This window comes from Paracoccus sp. (in: a-proteobacteria) (assembly GCF_046462195.1).
In the GTDB taxonomy this organism is placed as follows: Bacteria; Pseudomonadota; Alphaproteobacteria; order Rhodobacterales; family Rhodobacteraceae; genus Paracoccus.
This window is the reverse complement of the sequence record NZ_JBKGUN010000237.1, coordinates 1-16,199: the sequence shown is the minus strand read 5'-3', so window position 1 is coordinate 16,199 and position 16,199 is coordinate 1. Positions and strand designations below refer to the sequence as shown.

The 16,199-nt window shown below is 64.9% G+C and carries 14 protein-coding genes and 1 pseudogene; 6 read left to right on the top strand and 9 right to left on the bottom strand.

The genetic code is table 11. The features are described from left to right. A pseudogene (locus tag ACLHHB_RS15005) lies at positions 1–389 on the bottom strand (alpha/beta hydrolase); the annotation flags it as partial. Positions 390–449: 60 nt separating this feature from the next. Between ACLHHB_RS15005 and kynU the strand changes: the two are divergent. The 4 genes from kynU to ACLHHB_RS14985 all read left to right on the top strand — a co-directional run bounded on the left by kynU (position 450) and on the right by ACLHHB_RS14985 (position 6,916). Next, a complete protein-coding gene (gene kynU / locus ACLHHB_RS15000) occupies positions 450–1,637 on the top strand; it encodes a kynureninase (protein WP_410219085.1) in 1,188 nt (395 codons plus the stop codon). A 79-nt stretch (positions 1,638–1,716) separates the two neighbouring features. Further along, positions 1,717–2,781, top strand: coding sequence for an efflux RND transporter periplasmic adaptor subunit (locus ACLHHB_RS14995; protein ID WP_410219084.1), 1,065 nt, complete (start codon positions 1,717–1,719; stop codon positions 2,779–2,781). Next, complete coding sequence (locus ACLHHB_RS14990; RefSeq protein WP_410219083.1) at positions 2,778–3,875, top strand: efflux RND transporter periplasmic adaptor subunit; 1,098 nt, start codon at positions 2,778–2,780, stop codon at positions 3,873–3,875. Before ACLHHB_RS14995 ends, ACLHHB_RS14990 begins: the two co-directional genes overlap by 4 nt. Further along, positions 3,872–6,916 (top strand): efflux RND transporter permease subunit, encoded by a 3,045-nt coding sequence (locus ACLHHB_RS14985; protein WP_410219082.1) that lies wholly within the window; start codon positions 3,872–3,874, stop codon positions 6,914–6,916. The genes ACLHHB_RS14990 and ACLHHB_RS14985 overlap by 4 nt, the downstream gene beginning before the upstream one ends. A gap of 55 nt (positions 6,917–6,971) precedes the next feature. On the opposite strand, the gene msrA is transcribed toward ACLHHB_RS14985, so the two are convergent. The 4 genes from msrA to clpB form a co-directional block, all read right to left on the bottom strand. Then, complete coding sequence (gene msrA / locus ACLHHB_RS14980) at positions 6,972–7,478, bottom strand: peptide-methionine (S)-S-oxide reductase MsrA (RefSeq protein ID WP_410219081.1); 507 nt, start codon at positions 7,476–7,478, stop codon at positions 6,972–6,974. Then, a complete protein-coding gene (gene msrB, locus ACLHHB_RS14975) occupies positions 7,471–7,920 on the bottom strand; it encodes a peptide-methionine (R)-S-oxide reductase MsrB (RefSeq protein ID WP_410219080.1) in 450 nt (149 codons plus the stop codon). The genes msrA and msrB overlap by 8 nt, the downstream gene beginning before the upstream one ends. A 66-nt stretch (positions 7,921–7,986) precedes the next feature. Further along, positions 7,987–8,955, bottom strand: coding sequence for an NAD(P)H-dependent flavin oxidoreductase (locus tag ACLHHB_RS14970; RefSeq protein WP_410219086.1), 969 nt, complete (start codon positions 8,953–8,955; stop codon positions 7,987–7,989). A 337-nt stretch (positions 8,956–9,292) separates the two neighbouring features. Then, on the bottom strand, positions 9,293–11,932 hold the full coding sequence (gene clpB / locus ACLHHB_RS14965) for an ATP-dependent chaperone ClpB (RefSeq protein WP_410219079.1): 2,640 nt from the start codon (positions 11,930–11,932) through the stop codon (positions 9,293–9,295). A gap of 159 nt (positions 11,933–12,091) precedes the next feature. Between clpB and pyrF the strand changes: the two genes are divergently transcribed. Both pyrF and ACLHHB_RS14955 read left to right on the top strand, forming a co-directional pair. Next, entirely contained in the window at positions 12,092–12,778 is a 687-nt protein-coding gene (gene pyrF / locus ACLHHB_RS14960) for an orotidine-5'-phosphate decarboxylase (protein WP_410219078.1), read from the top strand. A gap of 49 nt (positions 12,779–12,827) precedes the next feature. Beyond that, on the top strand, positions 12,828–13,529 hold the full coding sequence (locus ACLHHB_RS14955) for a DUF998 domain-containing protein (RefSeq protein WP_410219077.1): 702 nt from the start codon (positions 12,828–12,830) through the stop codon (positions 13,527–13,529). On the opposite strand, the gene ACLHHB_RS14950 is transcribed toward ACLHHB_RS14955, so the two are convergent. From ACLHHB_RS14950 to ACLHHB_RS14935, 4 genes are read right to left on the bottom strand one after another with little or no spacing between them, the layout of a single operon-like run. Beyond that, positions 13,526–13,972, bottom strand: a complete 447-nt coding sequence (locus ACLHHB_RS14950) for an NUDIX hydrolase (RefSeq protein ID WP_410219076.1) — start codon at positions 13,970–13,972, stop codon at positions 13,526–13,528. The two genes, ACLHHB_RS14955 and ACLHHB_RS14950, sit on opposite strands and share 4 nt — an antisense overlap. Continuing rightward, entirely contained in the window at positions 13,956–14,225 is a 270-nt protein-coding gene (locus ACLHHB_RS14945; protein WP_410219075.1) for a hypothetical protein, read from the bottom strand. The genes ACLHHB_RS14950 and ACLHHB_RS14945 overlap by 17 nt, the downstream gene beginning before the upstream one ends. Further along, positions 14,222–15,109, bottom strand: a complete 888-nt coding sequence (locus tag ACLHHB_RS14940; protein ID WP_410219074.1) for an SPFH domain-containing protein — start codon at positions 15,107–15,109, stop codon at positions 14,222–14,224. The genes ACLHHB_RS14945 and ACLHHB_RS14940 overlap by 4 nt, the downstream gene beginning before the upstream one ends. A 9-nt stretch (positions 15,110–15,118) precedes the next feature. Beyond that, entirely contained in the window at positions 15,119–15,982 is an 864-nt protein-coding gene (locus ACLHHB_RS14935) for an N-formylglutamate amidohydrolase (RefSeq protein ID WP_410219073.1), read from the bottom strand. Between the last annotated feature and the right edge of the window lie 217 nt (positions 15,983–16,199).

The following is a 16,199-nucleotide window of genomic DNA, read 5'->3' as shown; positions in this document are numbered from 1 at the left end:
TGCCCGCACAAGGCGATCGGCCCATCTGTCAGGGCGGCGGCCTCCGTCACCGCCTGCGCAACCTCGGCCGTCATCTGCGCGATGCGGACTTGGGGCGCCAGCGTATAGGCCGGCAGCGCGCAAGCCCATCCGGCCTTCAGCGCCCCTGCTGCCAGATGGGACCAGTCGGCGGGCTGGAAGCGCATCCAGTAGCCGCCATGGATGAAGACCATCAGCCCCTGCGGCCTGTTGACGGGCAGGAACAGATGTCCGCGACCCAGCGGCTGCGCCCGGTGGTTGGCACGAAAATCCGCAGCAGCCTCGGCCCAACGGGGAACATAGGTGTCGGCATCGGGAATATGGGCGCCATTGGCATAGGCGTCGTCCCAGTCGGTGATCTGATACTGCATCCGGTCCCTCTTTCGGGCAGCAGACGCGGCTGATAGCCTGCCGTCAAGAGGGAGCCCGACATGACCGACTTTGCCAAGACACGCGCCGCCTTTCACCTGCCCGTTGGGATGACCTATCTGGACGGAAATTCCTTGGGTCCCATGCCCGTAGCCGCACGCGACCGCGTGGCGCGAATGATGGCGGACGAATGGTCCCAGATGCTGATCACCGGTTGGAACAAGGCCGGTTGGTATGCCCAGCCACGCCATGTGGGTGACCGGGTGGCGCGCCTGATCGGCGCCGGCGCGGGCGAGGTCGTGATGGGCGACACGCTGTCGATCAAGGTGTTTCAGGCCCTCAGCGCGGCCTTGGCGATGCGCCCTGACCGCAAGGTGATCCTGTCGGACAACGGCAATTTCCCCTCGGATCTTTATGTGGCACAGGGACTGGCCCGCGCACTGGGTGCGACGCTGCGCGTCGTGGCCCCTGAAGAGGTCGAGGCCGCCATTGACGACAATCTGGCAGTCCTGATGCTGACCGAGGTCGATTATCGCACGGGACGGCGGCACGACATGGCGGCGCTGACCGAACGGGCGCATCATGCAGGCGCGCTGGCAATCTGGGATCTGGCCCATTCGGCGGGCGCAGTCGATGTGGACCTCCATCGTGCGGATGCCGATTTTGCGATGGGCTGCACCTACAAGTATCTCAACGGCGGCCCGGGAGCCCCCGCCTTTATCTGGACCCATCCGCGCCATGCCGAAGTGGCCGAGCCGATCCTGCAGGGTTGGATGGGCCATGCGGCACCCTTTGCCTTTGACCAGGACTATCGCCCTGCACAAGGCATCGAACGGATGCGGGTGGGCACGCCACCGGTCATCGCGATGACCGCGCTGGATGCGGCGCTGGACGTCTGGGAGGATGTGCGGATGGACGACCTGCGCGCCCGCTCGGTCGAACTGACCCAGGCATTCATCGCAGGTGTCGAGGCGAACTGCCCGGGGCTGGTGCTGAACTCGCCCCGGGATCCCGCGCATCGCGGCTCGCAGGTAGGTTTCCGGCATGATCACGGATATGCCGTGATGCAGGCGCTGATCGCCGCAGGGGTCGTGGGCGATTTCCGGGCCCCTGATGTGCTGCGTTTCGGCTTTGCCCCGCTCTACAACGACGTGAACGATGTGGACCGGGCCGTCGATACGCTGGCCCGGATCCTGCGCAACGAAACTTGGGATAAGGAAGAATTTCGGCACAAAGCCGCCGTGACCTGAGGGAACGGGTCTTTTCAAAGTCACGGTTTAAGCCCAGAGAATGCCGCGACACCTCGTTGGACAATTCGGGGCATGCCAAATGATTCCTCTTAAACTCGCCTGTCTGCTGGTCTGCCTGACGGCGCTGCCCTTGGCGGCGCAGGACAATGATGACCTGGCTGTGGAAATGGTCACGGCAGAACGGCAGCCCCTTTCGGTCGATCTGCAGCTGTCCGGATCGATCGAGGCGATCGACACGTTGCAGCTGGGCTTCAATCAGGGTGGTCGTGTGACCGAGGTCCTCGTCGAGGAAGGGGATCGGGTTCGTGCCGGTCAGCCCCTTGCGCGTCTGGCCTCGGTTCAGCAGGATCAGGCGCTGAATGCCGCCGAAGCTGGCCTGCTGGCGGCACAGGCCGGCGAAGAGCAGGCCCGTCAGGCCAGTGAACGTGCGGCCGCCCTGCTTGCGCGTGGCGTGGGCACGCGCGCTGCGGCCGATCAGGCCGAGGAAGCGCTGTCCCAAGCCCAAGGTGCGCTGGAGAGGGCTGAAACCGCCGCCGAACAGATGCGTCGCGCTGTGGAGGACGCTGTTCTGCGGGCGCCGGAAGACGCCGTGGTCACGGCCAAGTCGGTTGCGCCGGGCCAGGTCGTCACCGCTGCGCAGCCGGTCCTGACACTGGCTACGCTGAAGGGCCTCGAGGCGGTGTTCCGGGTTGCCGACGATCCCCTGCTGCCCGATCTGCTGGGGGCAGCCGTGCGGCTGGAAACACTGGAGATCCAGCGTCCCGTCATGGCCGGCACGGTGACCGAGGTCTCGCCCTTGGTCGATCCCATGACGGGCACGGTGACGGTGCGTGCGCGTCTTGACGAGCCACAGGTCGGCAGATCGCTGCTGGGTGCCTCGGTCAGGGGACATCTGCGGCGGGTGCTGGCGGAAGGCGTGGTTGTTCCCTGGACCGCCTTGATGCGGCAGGAGGACGATGCGGCGGTGTGGACGGTGGGCGAGGACAGGACCGTGACGCTGACGCCGGTCCAGATCAGCCATTACGGCGACGGGACGGTCTATGTTTCGGAAGGGCTGGAGGATGGGCAGCAGGTCGTGGGCGAGGGCTCGCAGCTGCTTTATCCCGGGCGACGCGTGCGGGCTGCCGCGGCAGGTGTCCAATGAAGCGGACACTGGTGGTTGCAGCCATGATGCTGGCAGCGGGGTCTGGAGCGGCGCAGTCCCTGCCGGCATGGCTGGATTTTTCCTCCAATGCACAGGAAGAGGTCGCGCCGCGCCCGGTGGTCAGCGTCATCGTCGAGGATCGCGGTGCCGACGCCCGCTCGCTTCCGGGAACCGTCGCATCGCGCACGCAGGTGACGTTGGGTTTCCAGACCTTGGGCCGGATGATCTCTCGTCCTGTCGATCTGGGTGATCCGGTCAGTCGCGGCGATGTTCTGGCACAACTGGCGACCGAGGATCTGGCCGCTTCGACCCGCGCCGCGCGTGCCGCGCTGGAGGCGGCTGAAGTGCAGGACCGCACGACCCGCGCCACGCTGGAACGTACGGAGGCGCTGGCGGCACGCAACGTCGCGTCGGACGCGCAGTTGGAACAGGCCCGTCAGGCGGCTGCCGCCGCCTCGGCCGCGCTGCAGCAGGCGCGCTCGCAGTTGCTGCAGGCCGAGGATGCCGAGGGCTATGCCCGCCTGGTCGCCCCGTTCGACGGCGTGATCAGCGCCGTCTACGAGGCGCAGGGCGCTGTCGTGGATGCGGGTGCCCCCATCGTGCAACTGTCGGCCGAAGACTTGCGCGAGGTGATGATCGACCTGCCGGAGACGGCATTGGTCGGCCTTGAGCAGGGGGCGCTGTTCAGCGTCTGGCACCGGAACGAGCCGGAGGCGGAGGTGACGGCCGTGCTGGACCGGATCGATCCGCTGGCCGACACAGCGACGCGGACGCGGCGTTTGTACCTGACCCTGCCTCCCGAGGCGACGTTCCGCATCGGGGCGCTGGTGCGGGTCCGTTTCGGCACGGCCGAGGCGCCCTCGCTGTCGCTGCCCTCCGAGGCGGTCCTGACCGAGAGCGAGACCCATTATGTCTGGCGTGTCCGGCGGGGGGCCGAGGCCGCGCGTGTCGAACGGGTCGCCGTCGAAGCCGCCGTACCCTTCCGGGGCCGTGTGTCGATCATGTCCGGCCTCGAGGCCGGGGACGAGGTCGTGATCCGGGGCGTCAATTCCTTGACCGACGGGCAGCCCGTGGGCCGGAGACTTGAGCAATGAAGAATTTCAACCTGTCGGACTGGGCCCTGCGTCACCGCAGCTTTGTCTGGTTCCTGCTGATCGTGTCGATGATCGCGGGTACGATCAGCTATCTGAACCTGGGCCGCGAGGAGGACCCGGACTTTACCATCAAGACGATGGTCATCGGCGCCGCCCTTCCCGGCGCGACCATCGACGAGACGCTGAAGCAGGTCACCACCCGCATCGAGACCAAGCTGGAGGAACTGGACGAACTGGATTTCAGCCGTTCGGTCACCATGCCCGGGCAGGCCGTTGTTTATGTCGAACTGGACCCCACCACCCGGGGACCCGCCGTTCCCGAAATATGGAAACGCGTGCGCCAGATGATGTCGGACATCCGACCGGAGTTTCCGCAGGAATTCGCGGGGTTCCAGTTCAACGACAATTTCGGTGACGTGTTCGGCAACATCTATGCCTTTACCGCGGACGGCTTTACCCCACGCGAATTGCGCGACCGGGTCGAGGCGATCCGCAGGCAGGTCTCGGCGCTGGATGCAGCCGGCAGGACCGAGCTTCTGGGCGAGCAGCAGGAGCAGATATTCCTCGAGTTTTCCTCGGCGCGTCTGGCGGCCCTTGGGCTGAACCAGGAACAGGTGATCGGCACGCTGGCGGGCCAGAACGCCATCGCGCCTTCGGGCGTGATCGAGGCCGGCCCCGAACGGGTGCTGGTGCGCGTGGGCGGGCAGTTCGACGATGCGGATTCGATCGAAGCCGTGAACCTGCGCGTGGGAGAGCGGTTCTTCAACCTCGGGGACGTGGCCACCGTCACCCGCGGTTATCGCGATCCGCCCGACACGCTGTTCCGCTATCGCGGGCAGCCCGCGATCGGTTTGCAGATCGGCATGCGGCAGGGCGGCAACATCCTCGAATTTGGGCAGGAACTGGACAGCCTGATGACGCGTATCGCGGCCGACCTGCCGGTGGGCATCGAAATGGCCAAGTTCGCGGACCAACCGCATGTGGTCGAGGAGGCGGTCGGCCATTTCGTCACCGCCCTGGCCGAGGCCGTGGGCATCGTGCTGATCGTCAGCTTCGTCAGTCTTGGACTGCGCGCCGGGCTGGTCGTCACGCTGACGATCCCGTTGTGTCTGGCCATCACCTTCGTGATCCTGGACCTTTACGGCATCACGCTGCAGCGCATCTCGCTGGGGGCGCTGATCATCGCGCTGGGGCTTCTGGTGGATGACGCCATGATCGCCATCGAGACGATGATCTCGCGGCTGGAGATCGGCGAAAGCCTGTCCGACGCCGCCAGCTATGCCTGGACGTCCATCGCGTTCCCGATGCTGACCGGTACGCTGGTCACGGTGGCTGGCTTCATCCCGATCGGCCTGAACAACTCGGCCGCCGGCGAATTCACCTTTTCGCTGTTCGTGGTGATCGCCGTTTCGCTGGTGATCTCGTGGATCGTGGCCGTCCTGTTCGCGCCCCTGCTAGGGGTGACCTTTCTGCGTGCAAACATGGGCCATCATGCCAAGGCTCCGGGGCGGCTGAGGCGCGCGTTCCACAGGCTGCTGCGCATGGCCATGCGCTTCAAGTGGATCACCATCGTCGTCACCGTCGCGATCTTTGCAACATCGGTCTGGGGCATGCGCTTCGTGGAGCAGCAGTTCTTCCCGACCTCGGACCGGACCGAGGTTCTGGTGGATGTCACGGAACGCCAGAATGCCTCTATCGCCCGGACCCGTGCCGATATGGACCGGCTGGAGGCAACGTTGAGAGAGGACGAGGACGTGCTGTTCTGGACCTCGTATGTGGGGCAGGGGGCTCCGCGTTTCGTGTTGTCCATGGATGTGCCGACGCCGGGACCGAACATGGGCCAGATCGTGATCCAGACACCCGATCTGGCCGCGCGTGACCGGGTCAAGGCGCGCCTGAACCAGTTGGCCGTCGACGCGTTCCGGGGCGTCGACATTTATGTCAAGAACCTCGAGATCGGGCCGCCGGTCGGCAAGCCGGTGCAGTACCGCGTCAGCGCACCCGATGCGGATGCCGCGCGCGATGCCGCACTGGGCCTTGCAACCGTCATGGCCGAAGAGCCGCGGCTGCGTGACATCGCGCTGGACTGGAACGAGCCGGCGCGAATGGTCCGCCTGGCGGTCGACCAGGATCAGTCCCGTCAGTTGGGCGTGACCAGCCCGGACATCGCCAATGCGCTTTCGGCCCTGTTCAGCGGTATCAGCGTGACCCAGTTGCGCGACGACATATTTCTGATACCGGTCGTGGCCCGGGGCCAGAGCAGCGACCGCGAGTCCCTGGATTCGATCCGGAACCTGCAGCTGAACCTGGCGGATGGTCGGTCGATCCCGCTGTCGGCCTTGGTGCGGCTGGAATACGGGACCGAGCAGCCGCTGGTCATGCAGCGCAACGGGCTGCCGATCGTGACCGTGATGGCGGCCATTGCCACCGATGACCAGCCTGCCACCCTTGTCGCGGCACTGGCTGACCGGGTGGCGCGCTATCAGGCGGATCTGCCGGGGGACGTCCGGGTCGAGGTCGGGGGGGCGGTCGAATCTTCGGCCGAAAGCCAGGCGCCGATCGCCGCGGTCGTGCCGGTCATGCTGCTGATCATGGCCGTGCTGGTCATGGCGCAGATGCAAAGCTTCCGGCTGTCGCTGATCGTGTTTGCCGCGGCGCCTTTGGGACTGATCGGCGTGGTTGCGGTTCTGGTGCCCTTCCGTGTGCCGATGGGCTTTGTCGCGATCCTGGGGATCCTTGCGCTGATCGGAATCCTGATCCGCAATTCGGTCATCCTTGTCCATGAGATCCAGGAGCTCTTGCACAAGGGCCGCAGCCAGTGGGAAGCCGTGTTCGAAGCATCCGACAGCAGGGCGCGTCCGATCCTTCTGACGGCGGCGGCGGCGTCGCTGGCGCTGATCCCGATCTCGCGGCAGGTGTTCTGGGGACCGATGGCCTTTGCCATGATGGGCGGCATCATTGCCGGCACGCTAGTGACGCTGGTCTTTGTTCCTGCGCTTTATTGCGCCGTGTTCCGCGTGCGGCCGCCAAAGGCGGCCTGACCAGCCACAGTATCAAAAACGCCCTGAAGTTGTTCGGGGCGTTTTTCCTGTGGTTCTATTCCGCGGCGTCGCGTTTGGGCAGCACCCAGTTCGACCGCGGGAAATGGCAGGTATAGCCATTCGGAAACCGCTCCAGATAATCCTGATGCTCGGGTTCGGCCTCCCAGAAATCGCCCACCGGCTCCAGTTCGGTCACAACGCGTCCCGGCCAGATGCCGGAAGCATTCACATCCGCGATCGTATCCTCGGCCACGCTCTTCTGCGCCTCGTCGGCATAATAGATGGCCGAACGATAGCCGGGACCGATGTCGTTGCCTTGGCGGTTCGGAGTGGTCGGGTCATGAATCTGGAAAAAGAACTCCAGCAGCCGGCGATAGCTGATCATCTCGGGGTCGAAGACGATCTCGATCCCCTCCGCATGCGTGCCGTGGTTGCGATAGGTGGCATTGGGAATATCACCGCCGGTATAGCCGACGCGCGTCGATACAACGCCGGGCAGGCGCCGGATCAGGTCCTGCATGCCCCAGAAACAGCCTCCGGCCAGAACGGCGCGCTCAGTCATGATGGACCTCCTCGACCTGCTCCAGATAGTCGCCATAACCCTCGGCCTGCATCCGGTCCTTGGGGACAAAGCGCAGCGAGGCCGAGTTGATGCAATAGCGCAATCCGCCAGCCTCGGGCGGACCGTCCGGGAAGACATGACCCAGATGGCTGTCGCCGTGCTTCGATCGCACCTCGACACGCACCATGCCGAAGCTGACGTCGCGATGCTCGGTCACGTTACCCTCGATAGGCTTGGTGAAGGCTGGCCATCCGCAGCCGGAGTTGTATTTCGTGCTGCTGACGAACAATGGTTCGCCCGACACGATGTCAACATAAAGCCCAGCGTCGAAATGGTGGTCGTATTCGCCGGTAAAGGCCCGTTCGGTGCCATTTTCCTGCGTTACGCGATACTGCTCGGGCGTCAGGCGCTCCAGCGCTTGGGGGGTTTTCTGATAGGCCAAGTGTTCCTCCACGGATGTGGTGCCGTTCGGTCCCTATATGGGGATCGCAACGCCGTTCCGCAAATGTCAGAGGCGTGAAACCGCTTCCTTGGCTGCCTGGTATTCGGCTGCCAGCCGGTCGATGCGCGCCGCCGCCGGTTCGACGGACCGCACCGCGCCGATCCCCTGACCCGCGCCCCAGATCGTGCTCCAGGCCTTGGCCTTGGATGATCCTTGGCCAAAGTTCATGGCGCTGGCATCGGCCTGTGCCAGATTGTCCGGGTCCAGACCGGCATTGCGGATCGAGGGCGCTAGGTAATTCCCCGATACCCCTGTGAACAGCGACGACGTGACGATGTCCATGGCGCCCCCGTCCACGATCATCTGCTTGTAGGCGGCATCGGCATTCGCTTCGTCCGTGGCGATGAAGGGACTGCCGATATAGGCCAGATCCGCGCCCATGACCTGCGCCGCCAGCACCGCACGTCCTGTCGCGATGGAGCCCGACAACAGCAGCGGCCCGTCGAACCATTCGCGGATTTCTTGGATCAGCGCAAAAGGCGATTGCGGACCTGCATGGCCGCCCGCACCGGCGGCCACGGCAATCAGCCCGTCTGCGCCTTTCTCGATAGCCTTGCGAGCAAAGACATTGTTGATCACGTCATGCAGCGCGATGCCGCCGCAGTCATGGGCAGCCTCATTAATCTCGACCCGCGCGCCCAGCGAGGTGATCCAGATCGGCACCTTGTGGCGGTGGCAGATCTCGATATCCCGCTCCAGCCGGGCGTTCGACCGGTGGACGATCTGGTTCACCGCAAAGGGCGCGGCGGGCCGGTCGGGATGCGCCTGGTTGTGGCGGTCCAGTTCCTCGGTGATGCGGACCAGCCATGACTCCAGCAGCGGCGGCTCGCCGTCCTTTTCGCGGGCGTTCAGCGCCGGAAAGCTGCCCACGATGCCTGCCTTGCATTGTGCAATGACCAGTTCGGGCCCCGAAACGATGAACATGGGCGAGGCGACGACAGGTATCCGCAGGTTCTGCAGGATCGGTGGCAGCATGAGGTCCTCCTTGGTTGGGGGCACGATGCCGCGCCCCCCGCCTGCGGACAAGCCGTGACGCGGCGACAGGACTTGGCCCTGCGCCGCCCAGACAAAGGCGGCACGGATCAACAGCAGCGCCCTGCTTGTCGCACGGTCCTTCAAGGCGCAGCGGCAGCGTCGTCGACAGGGCAAGGCCGCGATCCTCACCGGCAGGTCAAAGCGCAAAAGGCGATCCGCCCGCAGGTCCAGGTATTGTGCGCCGCCCCAGCGACCGGCAGGATGACCCAAGGGTCATCGCTCGAATTTTCCACAGGGCAATACGGAAAGGCCCCGGATCGCTCCGGGGCCTTTCATCTCAGTGGATGGGAATGTCGGGGCGAGGACCCTCGCCCACCGCACCCAGCTTGGGTCCGGGGCGGCCGATGCGGTTGCCCACGATCAGGCCGTCGGGACCCGCGCTGACATGGACCGTCGATCCGTCCAGCACCTCGCCCGTCAGCAGCAGTTCCGCCAGCGGATCCTGCAGCGCCCGCTGGATCACGCGTTTCAGCGGGCGTGCGCCGAAGACCGGGTCATAGCCTTGGTCGGCCAGCCATTGGCGCGCCTCGTGATCCAGTTCCAGCGTGATCTTGCGCCCGGCCAGACGACGTTCCAGACGCCCCAGCTGCACGGTGACGATCCCGTCCATGTTCGCCCGAGACAGGCGTCGGAAGATGATGATCTCGTCCAGCCGGTTCAGGAATTCAGGACGGAAATGGGCGCGCACGGCCTCCATGACCTGATGACGCGCCTCGGTCGCGTCCGATCCCTCGGGCAGGGTGGACAGCGCCTGTGAGCCGAGGTTCGAGGTCAGGATGATCAGCGTCTGCTTGAAGTCCACCGTCCGGCCCTGGCCATCGGTCAGCACTCCGTCGTCCAGCACCTGCAAGAGCACGTTGAAGACATCCGGATGCGCCTTTTCGACCTCGTCGAACAGGATCACCTGATAAGGCCGCCGCCGCACGGCTTCGGTCAGCACGCCACCCTCGTCATAGCCGACATAGCCCGGAGGAGCGCCGATCAGCCGCGCCACGGAGTGTTTCTCCATGAACTCGGACATGTCGATACGAACCATCGCGCTGTCATCGTCGAACATGTATTCGGCAAGCGCCTTGGTCAGTTCGGTCTTGCCGACGCCGGTGGGCCCGAGGAACAGGAACGAGCCGAGCGGCCGGTTCTCGTCGTTCAGGCCCGCGCGGGCGCGGCGGACGGCGTTGCTGACCGCGGTGACGGCCTCCTGCTGGCCGATCACGCGCTTGCCGATCTGTTCTTCCATCTTCAGCAGCTTGTCGCGCTCGCCTTCCAGCATCTTGGACGTCGGGATGCCGGTCCAGCGTTCCACCACCTCGGCGATCTGCTCGGGGCGAACGGCCTCTTCGACCATCAGCCCGTCACCGTCCGAGCCGTCCGCTTCGGCCAGCTTCTTTTCCAAGCCGGGGATGATGCCATAGGACAGCTCGCCCGCCCGTGCGAGGTTGCCTTCGCGCTTGGCCTGGTCCAGCTCGGCCCGCGCACGGTCCAGCTGTTCCTTGAGATCACGCGATCCCTGCAGCTTGTCGCGTTCGGCCTGCCAACGTGCCGTCATTTCGGCACTTTGCTGTTGCAGGTCGGACAGGTCCTTCTCCAGCCGCTCCAGCCGATCCTTGGAGGCTGCATCGTCTTCCTTCTTCAGCGCTTCGGCCTCGATCTGCAGCTGCAGGATCTGGCGATCCAGCTGGTCCAGTTCCTCGGGCTTGCTGTCGACCTCCATCCGCAGGCGGCTGGCGGCTTCATCGACCAGATCGATGGCCTTGTCGGGCAGGAAGCGGTCGGTGATGTAGCGGTTCGACAGCTGGGCCGCCGCGACCAGGGCCGCGTCGCTGATGCGCACGCCGTGGTGCAGCTCGTACTTTTCCTTGATGCCGCGCAGGATGCTGATCGTATCCTCGACTGTCGGCTCCTCGACCAGGACCGGCTGGAAGCGTCGGGCCAAGGCCGCGTCCTTTTCGATGTACTTGCGGTATTCGTCCAAGGTCGTGGCGCCCACGCAGTGCAGTTCGCCCCGCGCCAGGGCCGGCTTGATCAGGTTCGCGGCGTCCATGGCGCCATCGGTCTTGCCCGCACCGACCAGAGTGTGCAGCTCGTCGATGAACAGGATGATCTCGCCCGAAGCGGTCTCGATTTCCTTCAGGATGGCCTTCAGCCGCTCCTCGAATTCGCCGCGGTACTTTGCGCCGGCGATCAGCGCGCCCATGTCCAGCGCCATCAGGCGCTTGTCGCGCAATGATTCGGGAACGTCGCCGTCGATGATGCGCAGGGCCAGGCCTTCGGCGATGGCGGTCTTGCCGACGCCCGGTTCACCGATCAGGACGGGGTTGTTCTTGGTGCGGCGCGACAGGACCTGCATCGCACGACGAATTTCCTCATCCCGGCCGATGATCGGGTCGATCTTGCCATCGCGTGCGGCGGCCGTGAGGTCGCGAGCGTATTTTTCCAACGCCTCATAGCTGTCCTCGGCACTGGCCGAATCGGCAGTACGGCCCTTGCGGATGTCATTGATCGCGGCATTCAGGGCCTGTGCATTGACCCCACCGGCCGTCAGCGCATCGCGGGCATTGGTGTTCACCATGGCCAAGGCCATCAGCACGCGCTCGGCCGGCACGAAGCTGTCTCCGGCCTTCTTGGAGACATTCTCGGCCTCATCCAGCACACGCACCAGGCTGGGATCGACATAAACCTGCCCGTTGCCACCAGTCACCTTCGGCAGCTTGGCGACAGCCTGATCCACGGCCTCGCGCACGCGCCGCGCGTCACCGCCCGAGCGGGTGATCAGGTTGGACGCCAGGCCCTGGTCGTCATCCATCAGCGCCTTCAGCAGGTGCTCGGGCATGACGCGTTGTTGATTTTCGCGAATCGCGATGGTCTGGGCGGATTGCAGGAAGCCGCGCGACCGCTCCGTGAACTTTTCCATGTTCATCGGCAAACTCCTTTTCCTTAAGCCCCCGTGTAACGGACGCCCTGATGCGGCACGCCCCCATTCGGGTCTGATGATGCAGATTTGGGTGTTTCCGCGCGGCTTTCAAGAACGCACCGCGTATGTCATAAGACCGCGATTTTGCGGACAAAGGAACGGGCGATGGATGACCGGCTGATCGTGGCGATGGATGTGCCGAATGCTCTGGCGGGGCTGGATCTGGCGGAAAAGCTGGGCGATGCCGTCAGCTTCTACAAGATCGGCCTGGGGATGCTGACCGGGGGCGGCCTGGCCTTGGCCAACGAACTGAAGCAGGATCATGGGAAACGCATCTTCCTGGACATGAAGCTGTTCGATATCGGCGCCACGGTCGAGGCCGCTGTGCGGGGCCTTGCACAGTTCGACCTGGATTTCCTCACGGTGCACGGCGATCCGCATGTCATTCGCGCCGCCAAGGAAGGGGCGGCAGGCAGCAGCCTCAAGATCCTGGGCGTGACCATCCTGACATCGCTGGAACGTGCGGACCTCGATGCAGGCATGACGCAGGCGGGCGATCTGCACGAAATCACGGTCGAACGCGCGGCCCGGGCCTTCGAGGCCGGTGCAGATGGCATCATCTGTTCCCCGCGCGAGGCGCAGGCGATCCGTGCCTTGTCCGGATCGCGTCTGATCGTGACGCCGGGGGTGCGACCGCAAGGTGCAGCGTTTGGAGATCAGAAGCGTGTCGAGACTCCGGGCAGCGCCATTGCCGCCGGTGCAGATCACATCGTGGTCGGCCGGCCTGTCTGGCAGGCGCAGGACCCACGCGCTGCGGCGCAGGCCATCTTGGCCGAGATCCGCGCGCATTGACCCCGACCGCGCCACCGGACAGTTTGTGACCAGACAGACAGGGGGCAGGATGAGCCAGCAGGGACTGCAGCAGAAAGCGTCGAACGATCTGGTCCTGTCGTTCCTGTCGGTGCGGCGTGCCATCGGGGCGTTGGGTTTTTTTCTGCCGGTCGCGCTGCTGGTGGCCTCGATTTTCGAGGAAGGGGGCCTGAGGAGCAGCATCTCGGCCTATTACTACTCGCCCATGCGCGAGATCTTTGTTGGCACCCTGATTGCGCAGGCCGTGTTCCTGTGGAGCTATGAGGGCTTCCGCCCTGACGCAGGGGACTGGATCACGGACCGGGGAATGGCGCGCACCGCGGCGGTTGCGATTGCGCTGGTGGCGCTGCTGCCGACAACGGGTCCAGCCAATCCCTGCACAGCGTTGCAATGCGTGATCGGGGCACCATTGTCGGCCATGATCCATTTCATGGCGGCGGGAGTGTTCTTCGGAGCACTGGCGATGTTCTGCCTCGTGCTGTTCGTCAAGGGACAGGTGGACGGGCTGGAGAAGCGCGCCTCCAACCGGATCTATCGCCTGTGCGGAGCGCTGATCCTGGGCAGCATCGCGTTGATCGCGTTGCTGGGGGTCGCGGGCCTTGATGACCGTCTGGCCGCATGGCGCCCGGTCTTCTGGCTTGAAACGGTCGCCAGCTTCGCCTTTGCCACCAGCTGGGCCGTCAAGGGAGACAGCCTGCGCCCGCTGGTGCAGGGCGTTGCCCGCGCCTTCTAAGGCAGGGCGCGAATCCAGCGGCAGAAATGCGGCACGGCACGGTGATGGGTCAGATAGGCGGCAACCGGCATCATGCACCATTCCTGACCCTCGTCGCCAAAGCATATCGATGCGATTTCGGATCGGCGCAATGTGCCGGTAAAGAGCCAGGACACCATTCCAGGTGCCGCATGCGAGGGAAAGGCATGACCCGTGAGCCGTCTGGCAGGAAGATCCAGCCCGAACTCTTCAGCCAGTTCGCGACGGGCACAGACCACAGGCGTTTCGGACCCTTCGCGCCCGCCACCCGGCAGGTCCCAGAAGCCCGCGAAGGGAAGGTCGGGTCTGTTGTCGCGCAGATAGACCAGCATCCGGTCATCGAGGGTCAGGAACAGCTTTGCCCCGTGAAACGCCTGTTCGCCGTTATCCGGAAATCCTGTGCCGGCGTCAGTCGTTGATGTCACGGTCCCAGATCCTGACCTGTCCTTCGCGTGTCCCGGCCACACGGCGCAGGGCGAACCAGATCACCGCGGACAGCACCGCCGTCACGACCAGCGTCACCGGCAGTCCGGCAGTCCAGACACCCGACAGAAGCAGCACCGCCATGACGCCCACCGCCCCTGCGATCCCCATGAGGATCCAGCCTGGCAGCAGCAGTTCCGCCGCCGCCAGCACCAGCGCCGCAACCAGCCACAACCACCCGTTCAGCATCGTCATGCACCGCGTCCCTTCAGCAGGGTGAAGGCATCGGTGAACGCTTCCAGCGCCGAGGCCGGCAGGATCAGCGTCTGCTTGCCCTGGCCCTTGGCGACATCGGCCAGCGCCTCGACCTGACGCAGGGCAAGTTGATACTGCGCGGCCTCGAGCCCGCCCTTCTCGATCGCCTCGGCGATGGCCGTGGTGGCGAAGGCTTCGGCCTCGGCCATGATGCGCTTGGCCTTGGCGCTCTGTTCGGCGGCATACAGTTCGCCATCGGCGGCCAGTTCGACCGCACGGCGCTTGCCCTCGGCCTCGGTCACGAGGGCGCGGCGAGCGCGCTCGGCATTCAGTTGCTGCAGCATGGCCGCGCGGGTTGCGGCATCCAGGTTCACGTCCAGGATTTCGGCCCGTGTCACCTCGATGCCCCAATCATCGACGACGTTGGCCAGTGATTCGCGGATACGTTCGATCAAGGGTGCGCGATTCGACTGAACCTGGTCCAACTCCATCGTGCCGATCTCGGACCGGACGATGCCGGCGACGGTGGTGGCAATCGCGGCGTCGATGTCACGGATGCGGTAAACCGTCTTTTCCGGCTCGATGATTCGATAAAAGACGCTGGATTCCACCTGCACCAGCACGTTGTCGGCCGTGATGGCATCCTGGCTGCTGGTCGGCAGCTGGCGCTCCAGGATCGAGATCCTGTGCGCCACCCGGTCCAGGAACGGCACGATGAGGTTGATGCCCGGTCCTAGAACCGCCCGCAGCCGGCCAAATCGTTCGACCACGAACTTTTCGGACTGGGGCACGATGCGCACCGCGCGGCTGATCGTGAGAAAGATCACGAAAGCCAGGACGATCAGTGCGATGTTCTGGCTCGGGATGTCGGACAGCGGCTCCATGTCTTTCCCTTATTCAGCAGCGATTCGCCCGCCGGCCTGATCGGCATCCAGCGCGGCGAGGCGAGCGATCACCCGCTCGATCCGGGCAGCGAAGTGGTCGAAGTCAGGGCGAGGGGTCAGGGTGGGTTCGTCCATGTAAAGCGAACGGTCGATTTCCAGCTGGACGACATGGATGTTCTGGGCGGGGCGGCCATAGGCAGTGCAGATATAGGCGCCGGAGAAGGGCGAATTGCGGCGGATGGTCCAGCCCTCGGCCTCAACCGCGGCACAAACGACGTCAGAGACCCGCGCCGCCGCGGACAGGCCGTGACGATTGCCCAGCACCAGGTCGGGACGCGTCCCCTGCAGGTGGGACAGCGCATCATGAGGCATGGAGTGCATGTCAATCAGGATGGCCTGCCCGAAGCGCGCCCGTGCCTCGGCGATTAGCCCTGACAAGGCCCGATGATAAGGCCGCCAGCAGGCGTCGATGCGGCGCTCTGCCTCGGCGCGGTCGATCTGGCGGTCGTGGATGACCCGTCCTTGGGAAACCACACGGGGAATCACCCCAAGACCGGCGAGCGTGCGCTGGTTCAGCGGATGGCGGGGAACACCGCGCACCACCAGGGGATCAATCTCGTCCGCGCCACGGTTCAGATCGACGATGCAGCGCGGCACACAGGCAGACAAAGTGACGGCACCGTGACAAAGGGCGGGGGCAATCAGCCGATCGACAAAGGCATCTTCGGAGGACCGCAACAGGGGGATCGGCAGGCGGGTGTTTTCCAGAAACCAGTCGGGATAAGTGCATCCGGAGTGCGGCGAAGCAAAGATTACCCCGCTGAGCCAGCTGTCGGGGCGGGTCAGGACATAGGACGGATCAGGCTGGGACAATGCAGACCTCGGCATCCGGCGGGACGAGCCCATATAAACCTGAAATTTTTCGTGCCGATAGGCCTTGAATCCCCCAAAGACCCTCGTTATAGACACGCGGACCAAGGGGTTCCGGAAGGGTTTTCGCAAGGAAACGTGATGGGCTTCGAGGGAACGGGCGGTTAGCTCAGCGGTAGAGCACTACGTTGACATCGTAGTGGCCACTGGTTCGATCCCA